The sequence below is a fragment of the Stella humosa genome (assembly GCF_006738645.1).
Taxonomy (GTDB): Bacteria; Pseudomonadota; Alphaproteobacteria; order ATCC43930; family Allostellaceae; genus Allostella; species Allostella humosa.
On sequence record NZ_AP019700.1, the window covers coordinates 556,753 to 577,922 of the forward strand.

21 protein-coding genes are annotated in these 21,170 nt (G+C 69.7%); 13 read left to right on the forward strand and 8 right to left on the reverse strand.

Annotated elements, in window-relative coordinates; genetic code table 11:
• Positions 1-44: 44 nt before the first annotated feature.
• Complete coding sequence (locus STVA_RS02605) at positions 45-863, reverse strand: family 1 encapsulin nanocompartment shell protein (protein WP_123694482.1); 819 nt, start codon at positions 861-863, stop codon at positions 45-47.
• A gap of 2 nt (positions 864-865) precedes the next feature.
• Complete coding sequence (locus STVA_RS02610) at positions 866-1,255, reverse strand: encapsulin-associated ferritin-like protein (RefSeq protein WP_123694480.1); 390 nt, start codon at positions 1,253-1,255, stop codon at positions 866-868.
• Between the two features lie 235 nt (positions 1,256-1,490).
• Here STVA_RS02610 and STVA_RS02615 point away from each other — a divergent pair, with 235 nt between their 5' ends.
• On the forward strand, positions 1,491-1,754 hold the full coding sequence (locus STVA_RS02615; RefSeq protein ID WP_123694478.1) for a type II toxin-antitoxin system RelB/DinJ family antitoxin: 264 nt from the start codon (positions 1,491-1,493) through the stop codon (positions 1,752-1,754).
• Between the two features lie 62 nt (positions 1,755-1,816).
• A complete protein-coding gene (locus tag STVA_RS02620; protein WP_245978529.1) occupies positions 1,817-2,020 on the forward strand; it encodes a type II toxin-antitoxin system YafQ family toxin in 204 nt (67 codons plus the stop codon).
• 69 nt (positions 2,021-2,089) lie between these two features.
• Here the strand turns inward: STVA_RS02620 and STVA_RS02625 are convergent, their stop codons facing one another.
• Both STVA_RS02625 and aptA read right to left on the reverse strand, forming a co-directional pair.
• Entirely contained in the window at positions 2,090-3,391 is a 1,302-nt protein-coding gene (locus tag STVA_RS02625) for a DEAD/DEAH box helicase (RefSeq protein WP_123694476.1), read from the reverse strand.
• Positions 3,392-3,696: 305 nt separating this feature from the next.
• Complete coding sequence (gene aptA / locus STVA_RS02630) at positions 3,697-5,046, reverse strand: omega-aminotransferase AptA (RefSeq protein WP_123694474.1); 1,350 nt, start codon at positions 5,044-5,046, stop codon at positions 3,697-3,699.
• Positions 5,047-5,200: 154 nt separating this feature from the next.
• On the opposite strand from aptA, the gene STVA_RS02635 reads away from it, so the two are divergent.
• On the forward strand, positions 5,201-6,340 hold the full coding sequence (locus tag STVA_RS02635; protein WP_123694472.1) for a C45 family autoproteolytic acyltransferase/hydrolase: 1,140 nt from the start codon (positions 5,201-5,203) through the stop codon (positions 6,338-6,340).
• Positions 6,337-7,773 carry an amidase family protein gene (locus STVA_RS02640; protein ID WP_123694470.1) on the forward strand — a complete coding sequence of 479 codons (1,437 nt, stop codon included), beginning with the start codon at positions 6,337-6,339 and terminating at the stop codon, positions 7,771-7,773. The genes STVA_RS02635 and STVA_RS02640 overlap by 4 nt, the downstream gene beginning before the upstream one ends.
• Here STVA_RS02640 and STVA_RS02645 read toward each other — a convergent pair.
• Positions 7,689-8,756: a GntR family transcriptional regulator gene (locus STVA_RS02645; RefSeq protein ID WP_123694468.1), complete on the reverse strand. Its 1,068-nt coding sequence runs from the start codon at positions 8,754-8,756 to the stop codon at positions 7,689-7,691. The two genes, STVA_RS02640 and STVA_RS02645, sit on opposite strands and share 85 nt — an antisense overlap.
• 134 nt (positions 8,757-8,890) lie before the next feature.
• On the opposite strand from STVA_RS02645, the gene STVA_RS02650 reads away from it, so the two are divergent.
• The 3 genes from STVA_RS02650 to STVA_RS02660 all read left to right on the forward strand — a co-directional run bounded on the left by STVA_RS02650 (position 8,891) and on the right by STVA_RS02660 (position 12,917).
• Positions 8,891-10,447, forward strand: a complete 1,557-nt coding sequence (locus STVA_RS02650; protein WP_123694466.1) for an ABC transporter substrate-binding protein — start codon at positions 8,891-8,893, stop codon at positions 10,445-10,447.
• Between the two features lie 64 nt (positions 10,448-10,511).
• Positions 10,512-11,366: an alpha/beta hydrolase family protein gene (locus tag STVA_RS02655; protein ID WP_123694464.1), complete on the forward strand. Its 855-nt coding sequence runs from the start codon at positions 10,512-10,514 to the stop codon at positions 11,364-11,366.
• Positions 11,367-11,369: 3 nt separating this feature from the next.
• Complete coding sequence (locus tag STVA_RS02660; protein WP_123694462.1) at positions 11,370-12,917, forward strand: ABC transporter substrate-binding protein; 1,548 nt, start codon at positions 11,370-11,372, stop codon at positions 12,915-12,917.
• Here the strand turns inward: STVA_RS02660 and STVA_RS02665 are convergent.
• The gene (locus tag STVA_RS02665; RefSeq protein WP_123694460.1) at positions 12,886-13,671 is read right to left on the reverse strand and encodes a hypothetical protein; all 786 of its coding nucleotides are present in this window, start codon (positions 13,669-13,671) and stop codon (positions 12,886-12,888) included. The two genes, STVA_RS02660 and STVA_RS02665, sit on opposite strands and share 32 nt — an antisense overlap.
• Positions 13,672-13,728: 57 nt before the next feature.
• Here STVA_RS02665 and STVA_RS02670 point away from each other — a divergent pair, with 57 nt between their 5' ends.
• From STVA_RS02670 to STVA_RS02680, 3 genes are all read left to right on the forward strand, one after another.
• A complete protein-coding gene (locus STVA_RS02670; RefSeq protein WP_123694458.1) occupies positions 13,729-14,853 on the forward strand; it encodes an NADH:flavin oxidoreductase in 1,125 nt (374 codons plus the stop codon).
• Positions 14,854-14,938: 85 nt separating this feature from the next.
• Entirely contained in the window at positions 14,939-15,220 is a 282-nt protein-coding gene (locus tag STVA_RS02675; protein WP_123694456.1) for a UxaA family hydrolase, read from the forward strand.
• Between the two features lie 2 nt (positions 15,221-15,222).
• A complete protein-coding gene (locus tag STVA_RS02680; protein WP_123694454.1) occupies positions 15,223-16,392 on the forward strand; it encodes a UxaA family hydrolase in 1,170 nt (389 codons plus the stop codon).
• 30 nt (positions 16,393-16,422) lie between these two features.
• Here the strand turns inward: STVA_RS02680 and STVA_RS02685 are convergent, their stop codons facing one another.
• Complete coding sequence (locus tag STVA_RS02685) at positions 16,423-17,748, reverse strand: tetratricopeptide repeat protein (protein WP_123694452.1); 1,326 nt, start codon at positions 17,746-17,748, stop codon at positions 16,423-16,425.
• A gap of 197 nt (positions 17,749-17,945) precedes the next feature.
• Between STVA_RS02685 and mscL the strand changes: the two genes are divergently transcribed.
• Positions 17,946-18,359, forward strand: coding sequence for a large conductance mechanosensitive channel protein MscL (gene mscL, locus STVA_RS02690; protein ID WP_123694450.1), 414 nt, complete (start codon positions 17,946-17,948; stop codon positions 18,357-18,359).
• A gap of 49 nt (positions 18,360-18,408) precedes the next feature.
• Here the strand turns inward: mscL and STVA_RS02695 are convergent, their stop codons facing one another.
• Entirely contained in the window at positions 18,409-19,620 is a 1,212-nt protein-coding gene (locus STVA_RS02695) for a CaiB/BaiF CoA transferase family protein (RefSeq protein ID WP_123694448.1), read from the reverse strand.
• A gap of 173 nt (positions 19,621-19,793) precedes the next feature.
• Here STVA_RS02695 and STVA_RS02700 point away from each other — a divergent pair, with 173 nt between their 5' ends.
• Both STVA_RS02700 and STVA_RS02705 read left to right on the forward strand, forming a co-directional pair.
• Positions 19,794-20,789: a lipid A biosynthesis lauroyl acyltransferase gene (locus tag STVA_RS02700; RefSeq protein WP_197735773.1), complete on the forward strand. Its 996-nt coding sequence runs from the start codon at positions 19,794-19,796 to the stop codon at positions 20,787-20,789.
• A 93-nt stretch (positions 20,790-20,882) separates the two neighbouring features.
• On the forward strand, positions 20,883-21,167 hold the full coding sequence (locus STVA_RS02705; protein ID WP_123694446.1) for an acyl carrier protein: 285 nt from the start codon (positions 20,883-20,885) through the stop codon (positions 21,165-21,167).
• Positions 21,168-21,170 lie beyond the last annotated feature (3 nt).

Sequence of the window (21,170 nt, forward strand, 5' to 3'; positions counted from 1 at the left end):
CCGCGACCGCAAGGGCCGGGCGGGGGCGATTGGTCGGTCCGACGTTACGGCTTGGCGTGGCCGTAGGAGAGCGGCACGGCCGCCTCCGGCGTCAGCGGCCGGAAGGTGATGCTCTCCTCAAGGTAGAGCTCGATCGCGTCGGCGGTGTGGTAGCGGTAGCCGACCGAGATGTCGCGGCCGACCGTCAGCTCGAAATCGCCGCCGCGCATCGACATGACGATGGCACCGTCGACCGCGGGCGCCCAGACGATCGGGCCGGTGACCAGCTTCTTGACATGCTCGATGATGGGATAGCCGGCCGGCGTGAGCGTCTTCAGCAGCCCGGCATGGCAGCGCGGCCCGAGGGCTATGCCATAGTCGCCGTCGATGCCGGCGGCCCGCAGCTTCTCGGTCGCCTCCAGCACGGCCGCCGGATAGCGCGCATAATCCTCGCTCAGCATGATGCGCGAAACCGCGGAGGCCTCGGCGATGCCCGTGATGCCGGCGGCCGGATAGCCGTGGAACACGGCCTTGTCCTCGGCCCGCGCGATCGCCTTGGCGGCCTCGACGACCGGACCCAGGTCGGCATCCTTGGCGCCCCGCTCGATCGCGCGCACGTCGCGCATCATCAGGGTGAAGGGCGCGCGCAGTTCGACCAGCGGCTGCGGCAGGCGGATATAGGCATTCACGCCGTCGGCCGGCGGCTCCTTCAGCTCCGAGGTCCAGCCGATGTCGATGGCCGACGTGTTCCAGCCCAGCGGCCCGTTGAAATCCACCAGCTTGCGCGCCGCCAGATGCAGCTTGAGGACGCGCGCCGCCTCGGCGTCGATCTCCGACCAGACTTCCGCCGAGAAAGGAGCGAGGTTTCGGCGCAGATCGTTCATCACTACTTGCTCCCCTTCAGGCTGCCGATGCGCAGCGATCCTTCGGTCGAATCGGGCGTGTATGGTTCGGCACCCCCGCCGCCGGCGGTGGCGCTGTCCTCGACCTCGAGGATCGACCCGGTGGTGTTGAGATAGGTGCCAAGCTGCTCGTCGAACTTGGCGTTCCGGCGGCGCAGCCATTCCAGCACCATCGCCGCATGCTCGATCTCTTCGTCGCGGTTGTGGGCCAGGATGGCCCTCAGCTCGTCGTCGTCGGCCGCGTCGACCCGCTGCTGGTACCAGTCGACGGCCTCCAGTTCCTCCATGAGCGAGACGATGGCCCGATGCATGTCCTTCGTCTGGCTGGACAGCTTGTCCGCGTCCTCATGGAATCCCGCGCTGCTCGCTCCCATCGTATCCGTCTCCGCAAGGTTCGGCCGTGCCGATGGGCATCCCGCAGGCGGCCGTCATCCGACCGCCCCAGGATACCCGCCGACCATGACAATAGACCAGAACGCAGAAGCGACGAATCCGTGCCTTCGCCACCCACCGGTTGCGAATGGATCGCAGCGAAGGCGTGGCTGATGGGGCGACATACTGGAACTTCCGCAAGTGTTGGGCCACATTGGAGCTCAAGAGGAGAAAGCCATGGCCGAGAATACCGTAGTTCGCGCGCGTATCGACGAGGCGACCAAGGCCGAGGCGGCCGCCGTGCTGGGTGCCATGGGGCTGACGCTCTCCGATGCATTCCGCATGCTGCTGAAGCGCGTAGCGGCAGAGAAGGCGCTGCCGTTCGAACCGCTGACACCCAATGCCGAGACGATCGCGGCGATGAAGGCGGCCCGACGCGGCGAACTCGTCACGGTCGACCATCCCCGCGCTCTGCTGGCGAGCCTGAATGCGGACGATTAGGTACACCGCCCGCTTCAAGCGCGACTAACCGCCGCGAAAGATCGGGGCGCCACGGCAAGTCGTTGGACGCGCTGCTGATGGCGTTGGTGGATATGCTGGCAGCAGACACGGCCCTGCCGCGCCATGTCGACCACGCGCTGAGCGGCGATTGGGCGGACCACCGGGACTGCCATGTCCGCCCCGACCTGATCCTGATTTACCGCAAGCCCGATCCGGAAAGCCTGGAACTGGTCAGGCTCGGCTCGCACAACGAACTGGGGCTTTAGGCAAGCCCCGAAACGGAAAACGGCCAGCCCGTGGGGGCTGGCCGCAATCCGTGATCGGTCTGCCGATGCTCAGCGGGCAGCGGCGGTGCGCTGGCCCTGCTGGGGCCGGCGGGCCGGGCGGCCCTGCTGGGGACGGCCGGAATTGCCGGCACCGGCGCCGGCACCGCCGAAGCGGCGGTTGGAGTGGGTGTGGCCGGCCGGGCGCTGGGCGGTCGAGGGCGAGGACGGACGGGCCGCCGGCAGCTCGACGGGCGAGCCCATGGGCGTCACCTTCTGGCCGATCAGCTTCTCGATGTCCTTGAGATAGGCCTTTTCCTCGCCGCTGCAGAAGCCGATGGCGATGCCGTCGGCGCCGGCGCGCGCAGTGCGGCCGATGCGGTGGACATAGCTCTCGGGCACGTTCGGCAGGTCGAAGTTGATGACGTGCGAGACGCCGTCGACGTCGATGCCGCGCGCCGCGATGTCGGTCGCGACCAGGATGCGGGTCTTGCCGGCGCGGAAGGCGGCGAGCGCCTTCTCACGCTGGCTCTGGCTCTTGTTGCCGTGGATCGCGGCCGAATCGATGCCGGCCTGCTCCAGGTGGCGGACGACGCGGTCGGCGCCGTGCTTGGTGCGGGTGAAGACCAGCATCAGGCGCGGCTGCACCTCCTTGATCAGGCCGACCAGGAGGGCCGGCTTCTGGCCCTGCTCGGCGAAGATCATGCGCTGCTCGACGCGCTCGGCCGTGGTGGCGACGGGCGCCACCTCGACGCGGGCCGGGTCGCGCAGCATGTCGCCGGCGAGCTGCCCGATTTCCCGCGGCATGGTGGCCGAGAAGAACAGGGTCTGGCGCTGGTGCGGCAGGGACCGGACGATCCGCTTCACGGCATGGATGAAGCCCATGTCGAGCATGTGGTCGGCCTCGTCCAGCACGATCATCTCAACCTGATCGAGGCGGATGGCCCCGGTGTCGAGATGGTCGATGAGCCGGCCGGGGGTGGCGACGACGACATCGACGCCGCCCGACAGCGCGCGGATCTGGGCGCCCAGCGGCACGCCGCCGAAGGCCAGCGTCACGCGCAGGCCGAGATGACGGCCATAGGTCTTGAAGCTCTCGGCGATCTGGATGGCCAGTTCGCGCGTCGGGCTCAGGATCAGGGCGCGGCAGCTCTTGCGCACCGGCTGCCGGCGGTCGGCGGCGAGGCGCTGCAGGATGGGGAGGGCGAAGGCGGCGGTCTTGCCGGTGCCGGTCTGGGCGATGCCGAGCAGATCACGGCCGGCGAGCACATAGGGGATGGCCTGCGCCTGGATCGGCGTGGGCGTAACGTAACCTTCTTCGGCGAGCGCCTTCATGATCGGCGCCGCGAGGCCGAGGTCGGAAAACTGAGTCAAGAGAATGGAGTCTTTCACGAGCCCGCAAGGCACGCGTGCGCCGGCCGTCGGCCGTCCACACCCAACCCGCGGGGGTTTCTGGGGGACGCCCCGCGCTGCCTGGGCTGTTCCGTCGGGAGAGCATGGCACCTCGGCAGGACGAGCGACCCTTGGGGTCACCGTTCACGCGGCCGTTGGCGCCGGCATCCGCACCTGAGCGGATGGCAGCTAAGTGATGGTTTCGACGGGGAAAGTCAAGTCGGTTTTGCAGTGCAGCAAGAAAAGAGGCGGCGGGTGCCAATCGCAGGCGCCCGCCGCCGCCTGGTTCAGGCGACCTTCTTGAGCGCGTTCCGGATGGTGTCGAAGATGCGGTCGATCTCGGCGTCCTCGATGATCAGCGGCGGCGACAGCACGAGCGTATCGCCGGTGTTGCGGATCAGGATGCCCTCCTGGAAGCACATCTCGTTCACCTCGCTGCCGCGCTCGCCGGGCTCGCCCGCCCGCGGCTCCAGCTCGATCGCGCCGAGCAGGCCGATGTTGCGGATGTCGATGACGTGGCGGTCGCCCTTCAGGGCGTGGGCGGTGTCCTCCCAACGCTGGGCGGCACGCCGGGTGCGGGCATAGAGGTCGAGGTCGCGATGCACCTCCAGCGTCGCCAGGCCGGCGGCGCAGGCCAGCGGATGGCCGGAATAGGTGTAGCCGTGGAAGAGCTCGATCGTGCCCTCCGGCCCGGCGGTGAAGCCGTCCCAGACCTTCTGGTTGACGATGACGCCGCCCATCGGCACGGCGGCATTGGTCATGCCCTTGGCGCAGGTGACGATGTCGGGCAGCACGCCCAGCAGCTCGGCGCCGAAGGCGGTGCCGAGCCGCCCGAAGCCGGTGATGACCTCGTCGAAGATGAGCAGGATGCCGTGGCGGTCGCAGATCTCGCGCAGCCGCTCCAGATATCCGACCGGCGGCGGCAGCACGCCGCCCGAGCCGACGACGGGCTCGATGATGACGGCCGCGATCGTCGACGGATCGTGGATCGCCATCATCTGCTGCAACTCGTCGGCGAGGTGTGCCCCCCAGGCCGGCCGCCCGCGCGAGAAGGCGTTCTTGTCGGGGAAATGCGTGTGGTTGAGGTGGCTCACCTCGGGCAGCAGCGGCCCGAAGTCGCGGCGGTGGCGCGACATGCCGGCGACAGACAGGCCGCCCCAGCCCATGCCGTGATAGCCCTTGGCGCGGCCGATCAGGCGGGTGCGCCCGGGCTCGCCGCGGGCGCGGTGATAGGCGCGCGCCATCTTCAGCGCGGTGTCGACCGCCTCGGAGCCGGAATTGGCGAAGAAGACGTGGTTCAGGTCGCCGGGCGTCACCTGGGCGATCGCATGGGCGAACTCGAAGGCGATGGGATGGCTCATCGAGAAGGACGAGACATAGTCCATCTGCTCGGCCTGGGCCTTGATCGCCTCGATGATCTTGCGCTGGCCGTGGCCGGCATTGACGCACCACAGGCCGGCCATGCCGTCCAGGATGCGGCGGCCATCAGTGGTGGTGTAGTACATGCCTTCGGCGCCCGAGAAGAGGCGCGGATCGCGCTTGAACTTCCGGTTGGCGGTGAACGGAAGCCAGTACGACTCCATCACCTCCGGGGTCAGCGAGTTGGAGAGCGCGGTAGCGGGGGGCACTTCGTTCATCGCGGAACCTCGTCGGTGTCGGGCCGTCGCATGATGCACTTCGTCATCATGAAATGCAAATCGCCGCGGGCGTTGTTTGCTGTTTCATGTGGATACGAAGAACACTAGTCTTTCTGGTCCCGACATGCATTCCCCTCTCCGAGGATCCGCAGCCATGGTTGAAGCCGTCCCCCTGATCGAGCTTTCCGGGCCGCCGCGCGAGCGCGGCCGGCAGTATGGGCGCCAGGCCGCGTCGCGCGTCCATCTCGGCATCCAGCATTATCGCGACCAACTGTCCCGCACCGACCTGACCTGGCCGGAAGTGCAGAAGCTGGTGCGCGACTACCTGCCGGTGATGGAAGGCTACGCCGCCAACCAAGTCGAGGAGATGCGCGGCATCGCCGAGGGTGCGGACCTGGAGTTCGAGCAGGTCGCCTTTCTCAACGCCCGCACCGAGGTCCTGAAGCTCAGCACGCGCCCCGACCTGCGCGAGAAGCTGGCCCGCACCGACGAGCCCGACGGCTGCACCGGCGTCATCGTCCTGCCCGAGGCGACCCAGGCGGGCCGCCTGATCCACGCCCAGAACTGGGACTGGAAGGCCGAATGCGCCGAGACCGCGGTCGTCCTGCACATCCATCAGGAAGACGGGCCGGACATGCTGTGCTTCGCCGAGGCGGGCCAGATGGCGCGCTGCGGCATGAACGCGGCCGGCGTCGTCATCACCGCCAACTACCTCGAGTCCGACCGCGACTATGCGCGCCTGGGCGTGCCGCTGCCGCTGATCCGCCGCAAGGTGCTGGAGCAGCAGCAGTTGGCGCTGGCCTTCCACACCGTCTACACGACGCCCAAGTCGGGCTCGAACAACATGATGGTGAGCCAGACCGAGGGTGTTGCGATCGACTTCGAGTGCGCGCCCGACGAGACCTTCCAGGTCCATGCCTCGGGCGGCCTGATCGTCCACGCCAACCACTGGCAGAGCCCGGTCGCGCTGTCGAAGCTGAAGGACACCGGCGTCGCCGGCACGCCCGACAGCCTCTATCGCGACATGCGCGTGCGCCAGCTCCTGGCCGCCCAGGCCGGCAGCATCACGCGCGATTCGGTGAAGGCGGCCCTGTTCGACGACTTCGGCTATCCCTGGTCGGTCTGCCGGCCGCCGCGCAAGTCGATGACCCAGAACCTGAGCGCCACCGTGGCGATGATCGTCATGGAGCCGGCGCTCGGCACCATGGACGTCTGCGTGCTGCCGGCGCTCAACAAGCAGTTCCAGAGCTATCGCATCGAGATGCAGGCGGCAGCCCGGGCAGCCGCGGCATGACGGCAGGGTCGTCCGACAAGCTGTGGAAGCTGGACGGGGTCGAGCTGGCCTGGCTGATCCGCTCGCGGCAGGTGTCCGCGCGCGAGGTGACGCAGGCCTGTCTCGACCGGCTCGACGCCGTCAATCCGCAGATCAATGCGGTCGTCCTGGCGCTGCATGACGAGGCCCTGGCCGAGGCCGATGCCGCCGACCGGGCGGTCGCCCGGGGCGACGAGCTGGGGCCGCTGCACGGCGTGCCGGTGACGACCAAGGTCAACACCGACCAGCGCGGCTGCCCGACCGACAACGGCATCGTCGCCTTCAAGGACCTGGTCGCCACCGAGGACAGCCCGGTGGTGGCCAACCTGCGCAAGGCGGGTGCCGTTGTCATCGGGCGCACCAACACGCCCGGCTTCTCGATGCGCTGGTTCACCGACAACGACCTGCACGGGCTGACGAAGAACCCGTGGCGCGGCGACATCACCGCCGGCGGGTCGAGCGGCGGGGCGGGGTCGGCGATCGCGGCCGGCATCGGCCCGATCTCGCAGGGCAACGACATCGCGGGCTCCATCCGCTACCCGGCCTACTGCAACGGCGTCACCGGCATCCGGCCGACCTTCGGGCGGGTGCCGTCCTTCAACGGCACGGCCAAGGGCACGCGGCCGATCTCCTCGCAGTTGATGGCGGTGAACGGCCCGCTCGCGCGCCGCATCCGCGACCTGCGGGTGGCCTTCCAGGCGCTGTCGGCGGGCGACCCGCGCGACCCGCGCTGGGTTGGCGTGCCCTTCGCGGGGCCGCCCGTCACCCGGCCGATCCGGGTCGCCATGGTGGTCGATCCGGCCGGGCTGGGCGTGCATCCGGCGGTGGCCGACGGCATCCGCCGGGCCGGCCAGGTGCTGGCCGATGCCGGCTATGTCGTCGAGGAAGTGGAGCCGCCGCGCTTCGGCGAGGCGGCCCAGCTATGGGCGGCGATCGGCAATGACGACGTCATGGCCCAGCTTGCCCCGCCGGCCGAGCAGTATGGCGACCAGGGCATCAAGACCAGCGTGAAGCTGTGGATGGCGCAGGGACAGGCCGAGACGGACCCGGCCGTCCGCTTTGCCGCCTTCCGCCAGGCGCTGGCCACGCGCGAGAAGATCCTGGGCGAGTGGCAGATGTTCTTCGAGGACCGGCCGATCGTGCTGGCCCCGGTCTCGGCCGAGCCGCCCTATCCGCACGATGCCGACCTGATCGGCGTCGAGGCGATGGGGCGGATGTTCACCGCCCAGCGCGCCCAGCTCGCGGTCTCGGTCCTGGGGCTGCCCGGCGTCTCGGTGCCGGTCGGGCTCCATGACGGCATCCCGATCGGCGTGCAGGTGGTGGCGGGCCGCTACCGCGAGGATCTCTGCCTGGACGCGGCCGAGATCATCGAGGCGCGCTGCGGACTGTCGACCCCGATCGACCCGAGGGCCTGAGGCAGTTCCGGCAGGTCCGGCAGCGGCACGGTCTGGCGCTTGCGCTCGGCCGTGTCGCGCGTGTCCCAGTCGAGGTAGGAGCGCGCGGCCAGGGCCAGGTGGCGCTCCAGCAGCGAGGCGGCCCAGGCGCGGTCGTTCTTCTCGATCGCGTCCTGGATCTCCAGATGCTCGCGCGAGGATTGGATGAACCGCGTCGGCGAAAGGCGCTGGAAGGCGTAGTGCTCGCCGAAGCGGCGCAGCGCGTTCTGCCGGCGCACCGCCTCGATGATGAAGCGGTTGTGCGACCACAGCGCGACCGTCTCGTGGAAGGCGTTGTTGGTCGCCAGCCAGCGGTCGGGGTCGAGGCGGCCGACATCGCGCAGGATGACCATGTGCTCCTCGCGCAGCCGGGCCAGCGCAGCCGGGTCGACGGCGTAGGTTGGCTCGGCCAGGGCCGCGCACTCCACGACGATACGGAAGCGATAGCTCTCGGTCACGGCGTCGCGCGAATCCAGGGCCTCGGTGAAGCGCCAGCCATGGCCGCGCTGGCGGCGCGCCAGCCCGTCGTCGCTGAGCCGCATCAGCACCCGGCGCACCACCCCGCGCGACACGCCGTAGCGCGGCATCAGCGATGCCTCGGACACCTCGTTCGGCAGCAGCCCGCGCGAGCGGTCGGCCAGGATCGCCCGATGCAGCTCGTCGACCGAGGATTGCGGCAGCGGCGCCTCGCCCGCGGCGGCGTCGCCCTCGAGGGTCCGTGCGAGCGCGAAACCGCGACCGGCATCGAAGGCGAGCCAGCCCAGTTCCTCCAGCCGGCGCAGGGCCGCGCGCACCGGCGTACGCGACACGCCGAACCGCCGCGCCAGGGGCAGCTCGCGCACCGCACCGCCCACGGCGATACCGTCGGCGACGATGGCGGCCAGGATCTGGCGCACCAGCTCGGTCTGCAGGGCACTCTGCCCGGCAGGCCGGCGGGTGCGGCGCGGGCGTTCGCTGGTCGTCATGCCGGCTGGCGCTCCTTGCCCGGGTAAGGTTGGACGGGGCTGCTTTTCATATTGATAAAACGCAAGGATCGGGGAAGATAGCGCAAACCGCTCGCAGTGCTGTCGGCGGAACCGGAACAGGAGAAAATCGGGGCATGAGCAAGAAAGTCTTTCTGGCGGCCGCTGCCGCAGCCGTCCTGGCGCTGCCGGCGGCAGCGCAGGATGCGCCGCGCAAGGGCGGCACGCTGACCATCGCGCTGAACGCCGACATCCGCAGCCTGGACCCTGGCATCAACCGCGACGGCAATACCGATTCCGTTGCCCACATGATCTATGAGGGGCTGGTGGGCTATCGCACCGACCTCAGCGTCGGGTCGCAGCTTGCCAAGTCCTGGAAGGTCGAGGACGACGGCCGCACCTATCGCTTTACGCTGCGCGACGGCGCGAAGTTCCACAATGGTGCCGCCGTCACCGCCGCCGACGTGAAGTCGAGCTGGGACCGCCAGATCGCCAACAAGGCCTGGCCGTGCGCCCGCTTCTTCAACGGCAGCAGCGGCATCAAGGTGGAAGCGGTCGAGGCGCCGGACGCCGCCACCGTCGTCTATCGCCTGGAGAAGCCGAGCGCGCTGTTCCTGAAGCAGCTTGCCAACTTCCAGTGCGCCGTCGTCGCCATCCATCCCGCTTCCTTCGATGGCGAGGGCAAGTGGAAGGATGCGATCGGCACCGGCCCCTTCAAGCTGAAGGAATGGAAGCGCGGCGAGTACATCTCGATGGAGCGGGTGGCGGACTATGTCCCCAACCCCGAGCCGGCCAGCGGCTATGCCGGCGCCCGCGTCGCCCATGTCGACAATCTCATGGTACGCATCATCCCCGACGGCAGCGCCGCCGAGGCCGCGATGGTCAGCGGTGCCGTCGACATCCTGCCCGACGTCGACGCCCACCGCATCGACGGGCTGAAGCAGAAGGGCATGACCGTGCTGACGGCACCCGGCCTGGGCTGGTCGTCGATCCTGATCCAGACCCGCGACCCGCTGCTGGCCAACGTCAAGATCCGCCAAGCGATCGCCCACGCGCTGGACCTGGCGGAGATCGCCGACGTTCGCTCGATGGGGCTGACCAAGGCCAATCCGTCTGCCGTCGCCGCCGCGACCGCCTATTTCCAGCCGTCCTTCCTCGACTGGCCGGCCTATGACCCGAAGAAGGCGCAGGCGCTCCTGAAGGAGGCCGGCTACAAGGGCGAGACGATCCGGCTGCAGACCAACAAGCGCTACAGCGGCATGTACGACAATTCGGTCATGGCCCAGGCTATGCTGACGGCGGCCGGCTTCAAGGTGGAGTTGGAGGTGCTGGAATGGGCCACTCAGCTCGACAACTACCTGAAGGGCAACTTCCAGCTCCAGTCCTTCAGCTACTCCGCGCGCCTCGATCCGGGCCTCATGTACTCGGCCCTGATCGGCGACAAGGAAAAGCTGAAATGGGCGCAGTGGGAGGACTCAACCGCGATCAAGCTGCTGGAAGAGGCCAACACGTCGCTGGATGAGGCGCGGCGCAAGGCGATCTTCGTCGAGCTGCACAAGATGGTGGCCCAGCAGGTGCCGGTCGTCGGCCTCTATTTCGACACCGGCATCGAGGCCACCGGGCCGAAGATCCGCGGCTACAAGCCCTGGGCCGCCGGCAAGCCGCTGCCCTGGGGCGTCTGGAAGGCCGGCTGACGCCGGGATTGCCGTCCGGGCGCCCCGGCGCCCGGACGGACACCAAGAAACGAGGAAATGCGGGATGACGGGTACGATCGAGCGGACGAGAGAGCAGGCCTTCTACGCGCGCGGCAAGACGACGATCTATGCCTGCCAGGCCGACCAGCGGTTCAGCTACTGCTGCTACGTGCCGCGCGCGGTGGAAGAGAACCCCGACCGCCAGTTCCCGCTGTTCGTCGCCGTGCACGGCACCGGGCGGCTGATGACCGCCTATCGCGACCTGTTCGCCGAATTCGCCGAGCGCCACGGCGTCATCGTCCTGGCGCCCTTGTTCCCGGCCGGCATCACCGGGCCCAACGACCTCAACAGCTACAAGTTCATCCGCGCGGGCGACCTGCACTACGACGCGGTGCTGCTGGCGATGGTGGAGGAGGCGGCCCGGCGCTGGCCGATCGACACCCGGCGCTTCTCGCTGTTCGGCTTCTCGGGTGGCGGGCACTTCGCCCATCGCTTCTTCTACCTGCACCCCGAGCGACTGTCGGCCGTGTCGATCGGCGCGCCCGGCGTCGTCACGCTGCTGGATTTCGACCACGACTTCTGGGTCGGGGTACGCGATTTCGAGGCGGTTTTCGGCAAGGCGATCGACCTGGAGGCGATGCGCCGGGTGGCCGTCCACATGATCGTCGGCGGCGACGATACCGAGACGTGGGAGATCACGATCCGCCCGGATAGCCCGCGCTGGATGCCGGGTGCCGACTTGGCCGGCGCCGACCGCCAGGACCGCATGCGCGCGCTGAAGGCCAGCTTCGAGCGCCACGGCATCGCCGTGCGCCACGACACCGTGCCCGGCGTCGCCCATAACGGCCTGGCCATGGTGCCGCTGGTCGAGCAGTTCCTGGCCGACGCCATGGCCGCGCCCTTGCAGAAGGTGGGCTGAGCCATGCGCACGCTCGCTGCCGCCGCCATCCTGCTCGCCGCCCTGCCGGCCGCCGCCCAGGACGCCCCCCGCAAGGGCGGCACCTTCACCATCGCGATCAATGCCGACATCCGCAGCCTGGAGCCCGGCATCAACCGCGACGGCAACACCGACACGGTCGTCCATACGATCTTCGAGGGGCTGGTCGCCTACAAGGCGGACCTGACGGTCGGCCCCGCCCTGGCGGAATCCTGGACGGCCAGCGAGGACGGCCGCACCTGGACGTTCCGGCTGCGCGAGGGGGTCCGTTTCCACAATGGCCAGCCGCTGACGGCGGCCGCCCTGAAATGGGCGTGGGATCGCCAGTGGGCGGCCGAGCGCTGGGGCTGCAAGCGCTTCTTCGACGGCACCACCGGCCTGAAGGTCGAGGCGGTCGAGGTGCCGGACGACCGCACCGTCGTCTATCGCCTGGCCCAGCCGAGTGGCCTCTTCCTGAAGCAGCTCGCCAACGTGCAGTGCGGCATCGTCGCCGTCCACCCCGACAGCGCCGATGCCGAGGGCAAGTGGAAGGAGCCGATCGGCACCGGCCCGTTGAAGCTCGGCGAATGGCGGCGGGGCGAGTATGTCTCGCTCGACCGGTTCGACGGCTACAAGGCGAGTGCGGCGCCCGCCAGCGCCTATTCGGGCGCGCGGATCATGCATTTCGACCGCGTGGTGTTCCGCGTCGTGCCGGATTCCAGTTCCGCCGAGGCAGGCCTGGCGACCGGCGCCATCGACCTGCTGCCCGAGGTCGAGGCGCATCGGGTGGCCGCCCTCAAGCAGCGCGGCGTCAACGTGATGTCGTCGCCGGGCCTTAGCTGGGCCGTGCTGCTGATGCAGATCCGCGACCCGTTGCTGTCGGACGTCCGCATCCGCCGCGCCATCGCCCACGCGCTCGACCTGGAGCAGATCGCCGATGCGCGCGGCGAGGGGTTGGTGAAGCCGCATCCGTCGCCGGTCGATGCCGGCAGCGCCTATTTCGACGACCGCTTCCGCGCCTGGCCGGCCTACGACCCGGCCAAGGCGAAGGCGCTGCTGAAGGAAGCCGGCTACAAGGGCCAGCCGCTCAAGATCCAGACCAACAAGCGCTCCAGCGCCAACTACGACAATGCCGTGGTGACCCAGGCGATGCTGGCCGCGGTCGGCTTCAAGGTGGAGCTGGAGGTGCTGGACTGGGCGACCCAGCTCAACAACTACAACCAGGGCACCTTCCAGGTGCAGTCCTTCGGCTATTCCGCGCGCTTCGACCCCGGCCTGCGCTTCGCCTCGCTGATCGCCGACAAGGACAAGTCCAAGTGGGCGCAATGGGACGACCCCAAGGCGATCACGCTCCTCCAGGAAAGCACGCGCACGACGGACGAGGCCCGTCGCAAGGCGATCTTCGCCGAGCTGCACGCGATGCTGGCCGACCAGGTGCCGACGATCGGGCTCTATTACGATCCGGGCGTCGAGGCCCTGGGGGCCAAGGTGCGCGGCTACGCCACCTGGCCCGCCAGCCGCCCTATCCCGTGGGGCGTTTGGAAGGTGCAGTAGGCGCGGGCAGCGGCAGGCCGGCGGCGACGGCGGCCAGGACGGCGTCGCGCTCGTCGTCGGCGATCTTGGGGCAGCCGGTGCAGAGCCGCTGCCCCACCCGGTCGCGCAGGCAGCAGAGCCGCCGCCGCCGCATCGTCGGATATGCGGGCACCGGCGTCGGGACGTAGCTGATCTGGCCGCGCAGCGGCTCGCACGCGAAGAGGGCGTTGCGCAGCGCCACCGACCGCCCGGCCACCGCCGGCACGTCGTCCCACTTCTCGCAGAGGAAGGCCATCATCGTCGCCGCGTTCGACCAGAACAGCCGCGTCGCCAGGCCGCTCTGGCGGGCCAATGCGGCGATGGCGAGATGGCCCAGCGTGTCCGCGGTCCAGGCGGCCAGCGCCTCCAGCGCCGGGGGGCCGTCCAGCCCCGCGGGCGGCAGCGCCAGGGTCGCCTTCGGCAGCCCGTCCACGACCAGCAGCGGCGGATCTGGGTCGGGCGCGCCGCCGGCCAGGGCGGCCAGCATCTGCGCCGGCAGCACGGCCGAGAACAGCGACTTGCTCCAGACCGAAGCCGATGCCCTGGCACAGGCGTCGACGCCGAACCGCCCCCGGCGATGGCGTTCGATCGCTTCGGCCAGGGTCGCCGACGCCACGACCTGCGACAACGGCATGACCGCTTCGCCGTCCGGCCGCGGCCCGTCATCCTGTGGCATCATGTGCAGCCATGGGCGGGCCACGGCGGCGATGGGTTCGAAGGGGTCCGGGCTGGTCACGCGGGGCTATGTGTGTCTTTTGCGAATGAAATGCAATTCCATTGTGGCGGGGACGAAATGACGGCGAAGCGATCGACCGACGAGGCGCATGCGGCCGCCCTGTGGCAGCCTTTCCGGGCCGGCCCGCTGACCCTGCCCAACCGCTTCGTCATGGCGCCGATGACGCGGCGGCGCTCGCCGGGCGGCATTCCCGGTGCGGACGTGGCGGCCTACTACGCCCGCCGTGCCGCGGGCGGCACCGGCCTCATCGTCACCGAGGGCACCTATGTCGACCACCCGACCGCCGGCGGCTCCGCCGAGGTGCCGCGCTTCGACGAATCGACCGCGTCGGCCTGGGGCCATGTGGTCGAGCGGGTGCATGCCGAGGGGGCCGCCATCTTCCCCCAGCTCTGGCACATCGGCACCGGCCGCGACCCCGGCGCGCCGCCCTTTCCCGATGCACCGGTGCTGGGCCCGTCGGGCCTCGACCTGGCCGGCCTGCCGAAGGGCCGCGCGGCCACGGAGGCGGAGATCGCCGACCTGGTCGATGCCTACGCCCGCGGCGCCGCGCTGGCGCGGCGGATCGGCTTCGACGGGGTCGAGGTCCACGCCGCCCATGGCTATCTGATCGACCAGTTCCTGTGGGACCGCACCAACCGCCGCACCGATGGCTATGGCGGCGATGCCCGCGGCCGGGCCCGTTTCGCGGCCGAGATCGTGGCCGCGATCCGCGCGGCGACAGGGCCGGATTTCCCGATCGCCTTCCGCTTCTCGCAATGGAAGGTCCACCATTACGACGCCTGCAACGCCGAGACGCCCGATGAACTGCGCGACCTGCTGGCGCCGATCGCGGCTGCGGGCGTGACCCTGTTCCACGTCTCCGTGCGGCGCTACTGGGAGGCGGCCTTCGCCGGCTCCGACCTGACCCTGGCCGGCTGGACCCGGAACCTCTTTGGCCTGCCCACCATCACCGTCGGCTCGGTTGGCCTGGGCGGCCCCTTCGTGGCTGGCGCGGATGCCGGCGGCGCGGTGCCGGCGGCGGATCTGGCCCCGTTGGTCGCCCGCTTCGAGGCGGGAGAGTTCGACCTGGTCGCCGTCGGCCGCGCCCTGATCGCCGACCCCGGCTGGGTGGCCAAGGTCCGCGACGGCCGGATGGACGAACTGGTGGGCTTCACACCCGAGGCGACGAAGACCTTCGCCTGAAGACAACCGGCGGGCGGTTGACCCGGCCCGCCCGGCGGCGCAACCCTTTCCGGCAACAAGAACTGTCGGAGGGAGCCACAGGACGATGATTCACTTTCTCGTACATGACGAGGGCGACTCCTGCGGGGTCGTCGTCGTAGAGGGCATCAAGGCCGGTCAGAAGCTGACCGGCTGGATCATGGATCAGGACCGCACGATCGAGATCGCGGTCACCCAGGACATTCCGATCGGCCACAAGCTCGCCACCCGCGACCTGGCCGAGGGCGACACGGTGATCAAGTACGGCGTCGACATCGGCCGCGTCGTGGCGCCGATCCCGACCGGCGCCCATCTCCACGTCCACAACGTCAAGACGAAGCGGTGGTAGGGATGGACATCACCAAGGCCACCTTCCAGGGCTATGTGCGCGAGAACGGCCGCGTCGGCGTTCGCAACCATGTCGTGGTCCTGCCCGTCGACGACCTGTCGAACGCCGCCAGCGAGGCCGTCGCCAACAACATCAAGGGCGCGATCGCCATTCCCCACCCCTATGGCCGGCTGCAGTTCGGCGCCGACCTCGACCTGCATTTCGCCACCCTGATCGGCACCGGCTGCAACCCCAACGTGGCGGCCGTCGTCGTCATCGGCATCGAACCCGGCTGGACCAAGCGGGTGGTCGACGGCATCGCGGCCTCCGGCAAGCCGGTCGAGGGCTTCTGGATCGAGGGCAATGGCGACATCCAGACGATCGCCAACGCCAGCCGGGCCGCCTACCGCTTCGTCAAGCACGCCTCGACGCTGACCCGGGTCGAGCGGCCGATCCAGGACCTGTGGGTGTCGACCAAGTGCGGCGAGTCCGACACGACGTCGGGCTGCGGCTCCAACCCCACCGTCGGCAACGCCTTCGACAAGCTCTATGCCGCCGGCTGCACCCTGGTCTTCGGCGAGACGACGGAGCTGACCGGCGGCGAGCACCTCGTGGCGGCGCGCTGCCGCACGCCGGAAGTGCGCGAGCGCTTCCAGTTCATGTTCGACCGCTATCAGGCCCTGGTCGAGCGCCACAAGACCAGCGACCTGTCGGAATCCCAGCCGACCAAGGGCAACATCGCCGGCGGGCTGACGACGATCGAGGAAAAGGCGCTCGGCAACATCCAGAAGATCGGCCGCCACTGCATCGTCGACGGCGTGCTCGACAAGGCCGAGATCCCGACCGGCCCCGGCCTGTGGTTCATGGATTCATCCTCGGCCGCGGCCGAGATGGTGACGCTGTGCGCGGCGTCCGGCTATGCCGTCCACTTCTTCCCGACCGGGCAAGGCAACGTCATCGGCAACCCGATCCTGCCGGTGATCAAGCTGTGCGCCAACCCCAAGACCGTGCGCACCATGCCCGAGCATATTGACCTCGACTGCTCGGGCCTGCTGCGGCGCGAGCAGAACCTCGACCAGACCGGCGATGCGCTGCTCGACGTGATGCTGCGCACCGCCAATGGCGAACTGACGGCGGCCGAGCTGCTGGGCCACCGCGAGTTCGTGCTGACCCGCCTGTTCGAGAGCGCCTAGACTAGGGCCAGCCGCCCGGGGTGTCGCCGGTCAGGCGGCACCCCGGAGGTCGGCGGCGGCATCGCGGTAGCGCCGGGCCTGCGGGTCGTCGGGCTTCACCGCCAGGCGCTCGTGCGCCAGCGCCCGCAGCAGGGGCGCGCGGCCGTCGCGGCGGGCGGCTTCCAGCAGGGTCAGGTCGATCAGGTCGCGCTGGGCATGGCTGCCCCCGAAGCGGTGGGCGATGGCCCGCAGTGGCCGCAGGATGGCGATGGCGCCGCCGAAATCACGCCGGCCAAAGGCATGGAGCGCGCGCGCCAGCGGCAAGCCGACGTCGCGCGTCATCATCTGGTTGCTGCCGTTGCGGTCGAGCCGGGCGCGCATGGTCAGCAGCAACTGGTCGGCCAGGTCCCAGCGGCCGGCACCGACAAAGGCCATCATCGCGTGGGCGTCGTTGAAGGCGTACCAGCCGTCGCAGATGAAGGGCGCCCATTGCTCGGCCAGGCGCTTCCAGCGCTGGCCGCAATCGACGCCGGCGAGCTGCAGCCGCCACAGGAGGGCCGAGGCGTCGACCAGGTCGAGGGCGACCGCGCCATTGCCGGCGACCCTGGCATCATGGAGGGCCAGCACCTCGTCGGTGCGCTCGCCCGCCAGCAGGAAGAGCGCCAGGTGCCACCAGTTGTGGACGGCCAGTGCGCTGTCGGGCGCCCAGTGGGCCTCGCGCTCCTGCATCCAGGCGATGCCTTCCTGGCGGCGGCCCTGCATCTCCATGACGTGGGCGACCGCGTGGTGGGCCCAGCCGTCGCGCGGCTCCATGGCGAGCGCGTCGCGGCCGCATTCCTCGGCCTGGGAATAGTCGCCGCATTCCTCCAGCCCGAAGGCATGCATGGCCAGCACGCCGTGATAGCCGGGCAGCGCGGGGGACCAGGCATGGCGCACACGGGCGACGCGGTCGCGCAGGTTGCGGCAGTCGCCGCGATAGAAATCCAGCAGATGGCCCTGGTGCAGCGCCAGCAGGTCGCGTGGATACTCGATGACGATATCGTCCAGGCGCTCGGCCGCACCCTGGAAGTCGCCGGCGGCATAGGCGGCGATGGCCGCCGCATGCATGCGCTCGCGCTCGCTGGCCGCGCAGCGCTGCAGGTCGGGCAGCATGGCGGCGACCTGGGCGGCGCCGGCCGCCTCCGACCCGCACAGGTGCAGGTAGGCAAGCAGTGCACGGCCCATGGCGAAGTCGGGGCTGTCCTCCAGGGCCGCCTGGCATGCCGCCAGCGGGTCGCCCCGGCCGCACATCAGCAGGCCCAGCGCTGTCTCGAATGCGTCGACGGCGCCGGCACCGGCGCCGTTCACGCACATGCCGCGATGGTCGGTACGGGTCATCGGTCCTGTCACCCTTGAGGCATCGCCGGCCAGGAGCGGCCGGCGACAGCCGATTTCGTTGGTGATCTGTCGCGCCAGCCGGCCTGGAGGTTCGACACCGCGTGAGGGAATGCTATGCGCGATGCGCGTCCATGTCCTAGAAATCGATTCGGACGCGCGGGTTGCCCGCGTGTCGTGGACCAGAGGGAGGGGCCAGGATGTTCCAGGAATTCCGGGCATTCATTGCCCGAGGCAACGTCATCGACCTTGCCGTGGGCATCATCATCGGCGCGGCGTTCACTTCGATCGTCGATTCGCTGGTCAAGGACATCATCATGCCGCCGATCGGCGTCGTCCTGGGCGGCATCGATTTCTCGGACTTCTACATCAACCTCAGCGGCACACCGTATCCTTCGCTGGCTGCCGCCAAGGAGGCGGGTGCGGCCACGATCAACTACGGCGTCTTCATCAACGCCTGCATCAAGTTCCTGATCGTAGCCTTCGCGGTCTTCATCCTGGTGAAGCAGGTGAACCGCATCCACAAGAAGCCGCCCCCGCCGCCGCCGTCCATCTCGGCGGAAGTGAAGCTGCTGACGGAAATCCGCGACCTGATGAAGGCCCGCACCGACTGATAGACGGCGAAGGGGCGCCGCTGGCGCCCCTTCTGTCCGGTGCTGCGTCTCAGGCCGCTGGGCCGACGATGATCCGGCGCGCCTCCAGGTCGGCGATGGCCTCGGCGGCGTAGCCGAGCTCGGCCAGCACCGCGCGGGAATGCTCGCCCAGGGTCGGCGCCTCCAGGCGCAGGCCCAGGTCGTGGCTGTCCATCTCTACCGGCAGCTTGGGCAGCTTGGTCGTGGCCCCGCTCGGCAGGCGGACCGGCATCAGGTAGCCGTTGGCATTCAGTTGCGGGTCGTCGAACAGGTCCTCGGTCGTCACGACGGGCGCGAAGGGGATCTCCGCCTGCTCCAGCCGGGCGGTTGCCTGGGCACGGTCGAGCCGGGCGATCACGTCGCCCACCAGGGCCACCAGGCGGGGCCGGGCGGCGACCCGGTCCTCGTTCGATTGCAGCGCCGGGTCGTCGCGGAGCGACGCCAGGCGCGGGTCCTCGTCGGCGAACTGGTCGCAGAAGCGGTGCCAGTGGCCGTTCGACGTGATGCCGACGAAGACCTGCTCGCCATCTTTGGCGTTGAACGGGTCGTAGACGGCCCAGGCGCCGCGGCGGGCCGGCATCGGCGGGATCTTCTCGCCGGTGATGGCGTGGCCGGCCATGTGCGAGCCCATCAGGAAGGCGCCGCTCTCGAAGAGCGCGCTCTTCACGAACTGGCCTTCGCCGGTGCGGTCGCGCTCGCGCAGGGCGGCCAGGATGGCGATCGCCCCATAGGCCCCGCCCAGGATGTCGATGATGGACGCGCCCGCCCGCAACGGCCGCCCGGGCGGCCCGGTCATGTAGGCGATGCCCGACATGAACTGCACGATCTCGTCGAGCGCCGGCCGGTTCTCGTAGGGGCCCGACAGGAAGCCCTTCAGCGCGCAATAGACCAGCCGCGGGTTGACGCGGCGCGCATCCTCCCAGCCCATGCCGAGCCGGTCGGCGGTGCCGGGGCCGAAATTCTCCAGAAGCACGTCGGCGCCGGCCAGCAGCCGGTTCACCACCTCGCGGCCCTCGGGCGTCTTCAGGTCGACGGCCAGGCTGCGCTTGTTGCGGTTGAAGAGGGTGAAGAAGCCGGACGCGAAGCCGGGCAGCCGCCGCGTGTGGTCGCCGGCCGGCGCCGGCTCGATCTTGATCACGTCGGCGCCGAGGTCGGCCAGGGCCACGCCGCAGGACGGGCCCATGATCGTGTGCGTCATCTCGACGACACGGATGCCGTCGAGGGGAAGGGGGCGTTCGGTCATGAGGGGGATCGGCCAACCGCTGCGAGGGAAGGGAGGTGCGATCAGATTAGACATGAGTGCCGGCTGGGCGAAGAGGCGATTGCGGGGCGTGCGGCGAAGCCGGCCCTTGACAGGCGGGCGCCCGGGCGGTCGGTTGGCGGCCCGTTCACCCTCCGACGCGAAGTTCCTTCCAGATGGCGATGCTGCGCCTGAAGCTCCTGTTGCTGCGTTGGGCCACCGCCGTCGGTGCCGGGCTGGTGACGCTGTTCTTCCTGGCCGCACGGGTCATCCCCTATGACTGGATGGCGGCGTTCGGCGGCGGCTTCGCGCGCCTGATCGGCCCGCACCTGCGGCCGAGCCGGACAGCGCGGGCCAACCTGGAACTGGCCTTTCCCGAGAAGAGCCCGGCCGAGCGCGAGGCGATCCTGCGTGGCGCCTGGGACAATCTCGGCCGCACGGCGGTCGAGTACCCTTATATCGGCCGGCTGTGGGACTACGATCCCGAACGCCCCGATGCCACCGGCCGGATCGAGGTGGTGGGGCAGGAGCATTTCCTGTCGCTGCGCGACGACGGCCGGCCCGGCATCGTCTTCGCCGCCCACCTCGCCAACTGGGAACTGCTGGCGGTGGCCGCCGCCCGCCACGGGCTGGAGATCGCCGTGCTCTATCGCGAACCCAACAACCCGGCGATCGCGCGCATCATCCGGCGCATCCGCGGCCAGAACATGGGCCGCCTGATCCCGACCGACCTGCGCGGTGGGCTGGCGCTGGTGGGCGTGCTGAAGGGCGGCGGCCATGTCGGCATGCTGGTCGACCAGCATTTCAGCCGGGGACCGCTCGGCCGCTTCTTCGGCCATCCGGTGCGCACGGCGCCGGCCGCCGCCAAGTTCGCGCGCGCCTTCGACTGCCCGATCCACGGCGCGCGCGTCATGCGGCTGGAAGGCGGCCGCTTCCGGCTGGAGATCACCCCGCCGCTCGTCCTGCCGCCGCCCTCGGACAATCCGGCCGCCGACGAGGCGGCATTGACCCAGACCATCACCGGCATCATCGAGGGCTGGGTGCGCGACCGGCCGCAGGACTGGCTGTGGATGCACCGGCGCTGGCGGGTGCCGGCATCGGAGGCCCCAGCCATGCCGCCGGCACCGCAGAAACACGCGGCGGACGTTGACAAACCGGAAGGCGGCCGATAGGGCTTCGACGGGTGATCGAGAGGCCGGTTGCGCGCGATCCCGCCGACCTTCTCCCCCCTGTCCTGCCAACCTGACGAGGCTGCACGGAGTCCCATGGCCGAAACCGTCGATGCCATCGCCGAGATCATCGCCACGACCTGCAACCTCGATCGGGCGACGATCACCGCGGACTCCCACATCATCGACGACCTGGGCGTCGACAGCCTGGACTTCCTCGATATCGCGTTCGCGATCGACAAGCGCTTCGAGATCAAGATGCCGGTCGAGAAGTGGATGGAGGACGTCAATGCCGGCCGCGCCAGCAGCGACGATTTCTTCGTCATGCGCAACCTCGCGGCGCGGATCGACGCGCTGGTCGCCGCCAAGAGCGCCGGCTGACAG

Bases quoted from the DNA above. Each gene is read 5' to 3' on its own strand.
- STVA_RS02650 (WP_123694466.1), top strand. From the start codon at position 8,891: ATGAGCAAGAAAGTCTTTCTGGCGGCCGCTGCCGCAGCCGTCCTGGCG.
- STVA_RS02655 (WP_123694464.1), top strand. From the start codon at position 10,512: ATGACGGGTACGATCGAGCGGACGAGAGAGCAGGCCTTCTACGCGCGC.
- STVA_RS02700 (WP_197735773.1), top strand. From the start codon at position 19,794: ATGGCGATGCTGCGCCTGAAGCTCCTGTTGCTGCGTTGGGCCACCGCC.
- aptA (WP_123694474.1), bottom strand. From the start codon at position 5,046: ATGAACGAAGTGCCCCCCGCTACCGCGCTCTCCAACTCGCTGACCCCG.
- STVA_RS02670 (WP_123694458.1), top strand. From the start codon at position 13,729: ATGACGGCGAAGCGATCGACCGACGAGGCGCATGCGGCCGCCCTGTGG.
- STVA_RS02685 (WP_123694452.1), bottom strand. From the start codon at position 17,748: ATGACCCGTACCGACCATCGCGGCATGTGCGTGAACGGCGCCGGTGCC.
- STVA_RS02675 (WP_123694456.1), top strand. From the start codon at position 14,939: ATGATTCACTTTCTCGTACATGACGAGGGCGACTCCTGCGGGGTCGTC.
- STVA_RS02605 (WP_123694482.1), bottom strand. From the start codon at position 863: ATGAACGATCTGCGCCGAAACCTCGCTCCTTTCTCGGCGGAAGTCTGG.
- mscL (WP_123694450.1), top strand. From the start codon at position 17,946: ATGTTCCAGGAATTCCGGGCATTCATTGCCCGAGGCAACGTCATCGAC.
- STVA_RS02615 (WP_123694478.1), top strand. From the start codon at position 1,491: ATGGCCGAGAATACCGTAGTTCGCGCGCGTATCGACGAGGCGACCAAG.
- STVA_RS02695 (WP_123694448.1), bottom strand. From the start codon at position 19,620: ATGACCGAACGCCCCCTTCCCCTCGACGGCATCCGTGTCGTCGAGATG.
- STVA_RS02635 (WP_123694472.1), top strand. From the start codon at position 5,201: ATGGTTGAAGCCGTCCCCCTGATCGAGCTTTCCGGGCCGCCGCGCGAG.
- STVA_RS02660 (WP_123694462.1), top strand. From the start codon at position 11,370: ATGCGCACGCTCGCTGCCGCCGCCATCCTGCTCGCCGCCCTGCCGGCC.
- STVA_RS02645 (WP_123694468.1), bottom strand. From the start codon at position 8,756: ATGACGACCAGCGAACGCCCGCGCCGCACCCGCCGGCCTGCCGGGCAG.
- STVA_RS02680 (WP_123694454.1), top strand. From the start codon at position 15,223: ATGGACATCACCAAGGCCACCTTCCAGGGCTATGTGCGCGAGAACGGC.
- STVA_RS02640 (WP_123694470.1), top strand. From the start codon at position 6,337: ATGACGGCAGGGTCGTCCGACAAGCTGTGGAAGCTGGACGGGGTCGAG.
- STVA_RS02705 (WP_123694446.1), top strand. From the start codon at position 20,883: ATGGCCGAAACCGTCGATGCCATCGCCGAGATCATCGCCACGACCTGC.
- STVA_RS02610 (WP_123694480.1), bottom strand. From the start codon at position 1,255: ATGGGAGCGAGCAGCGCGGGATTCCATGAGGACGCGGACAAGCTGTCC.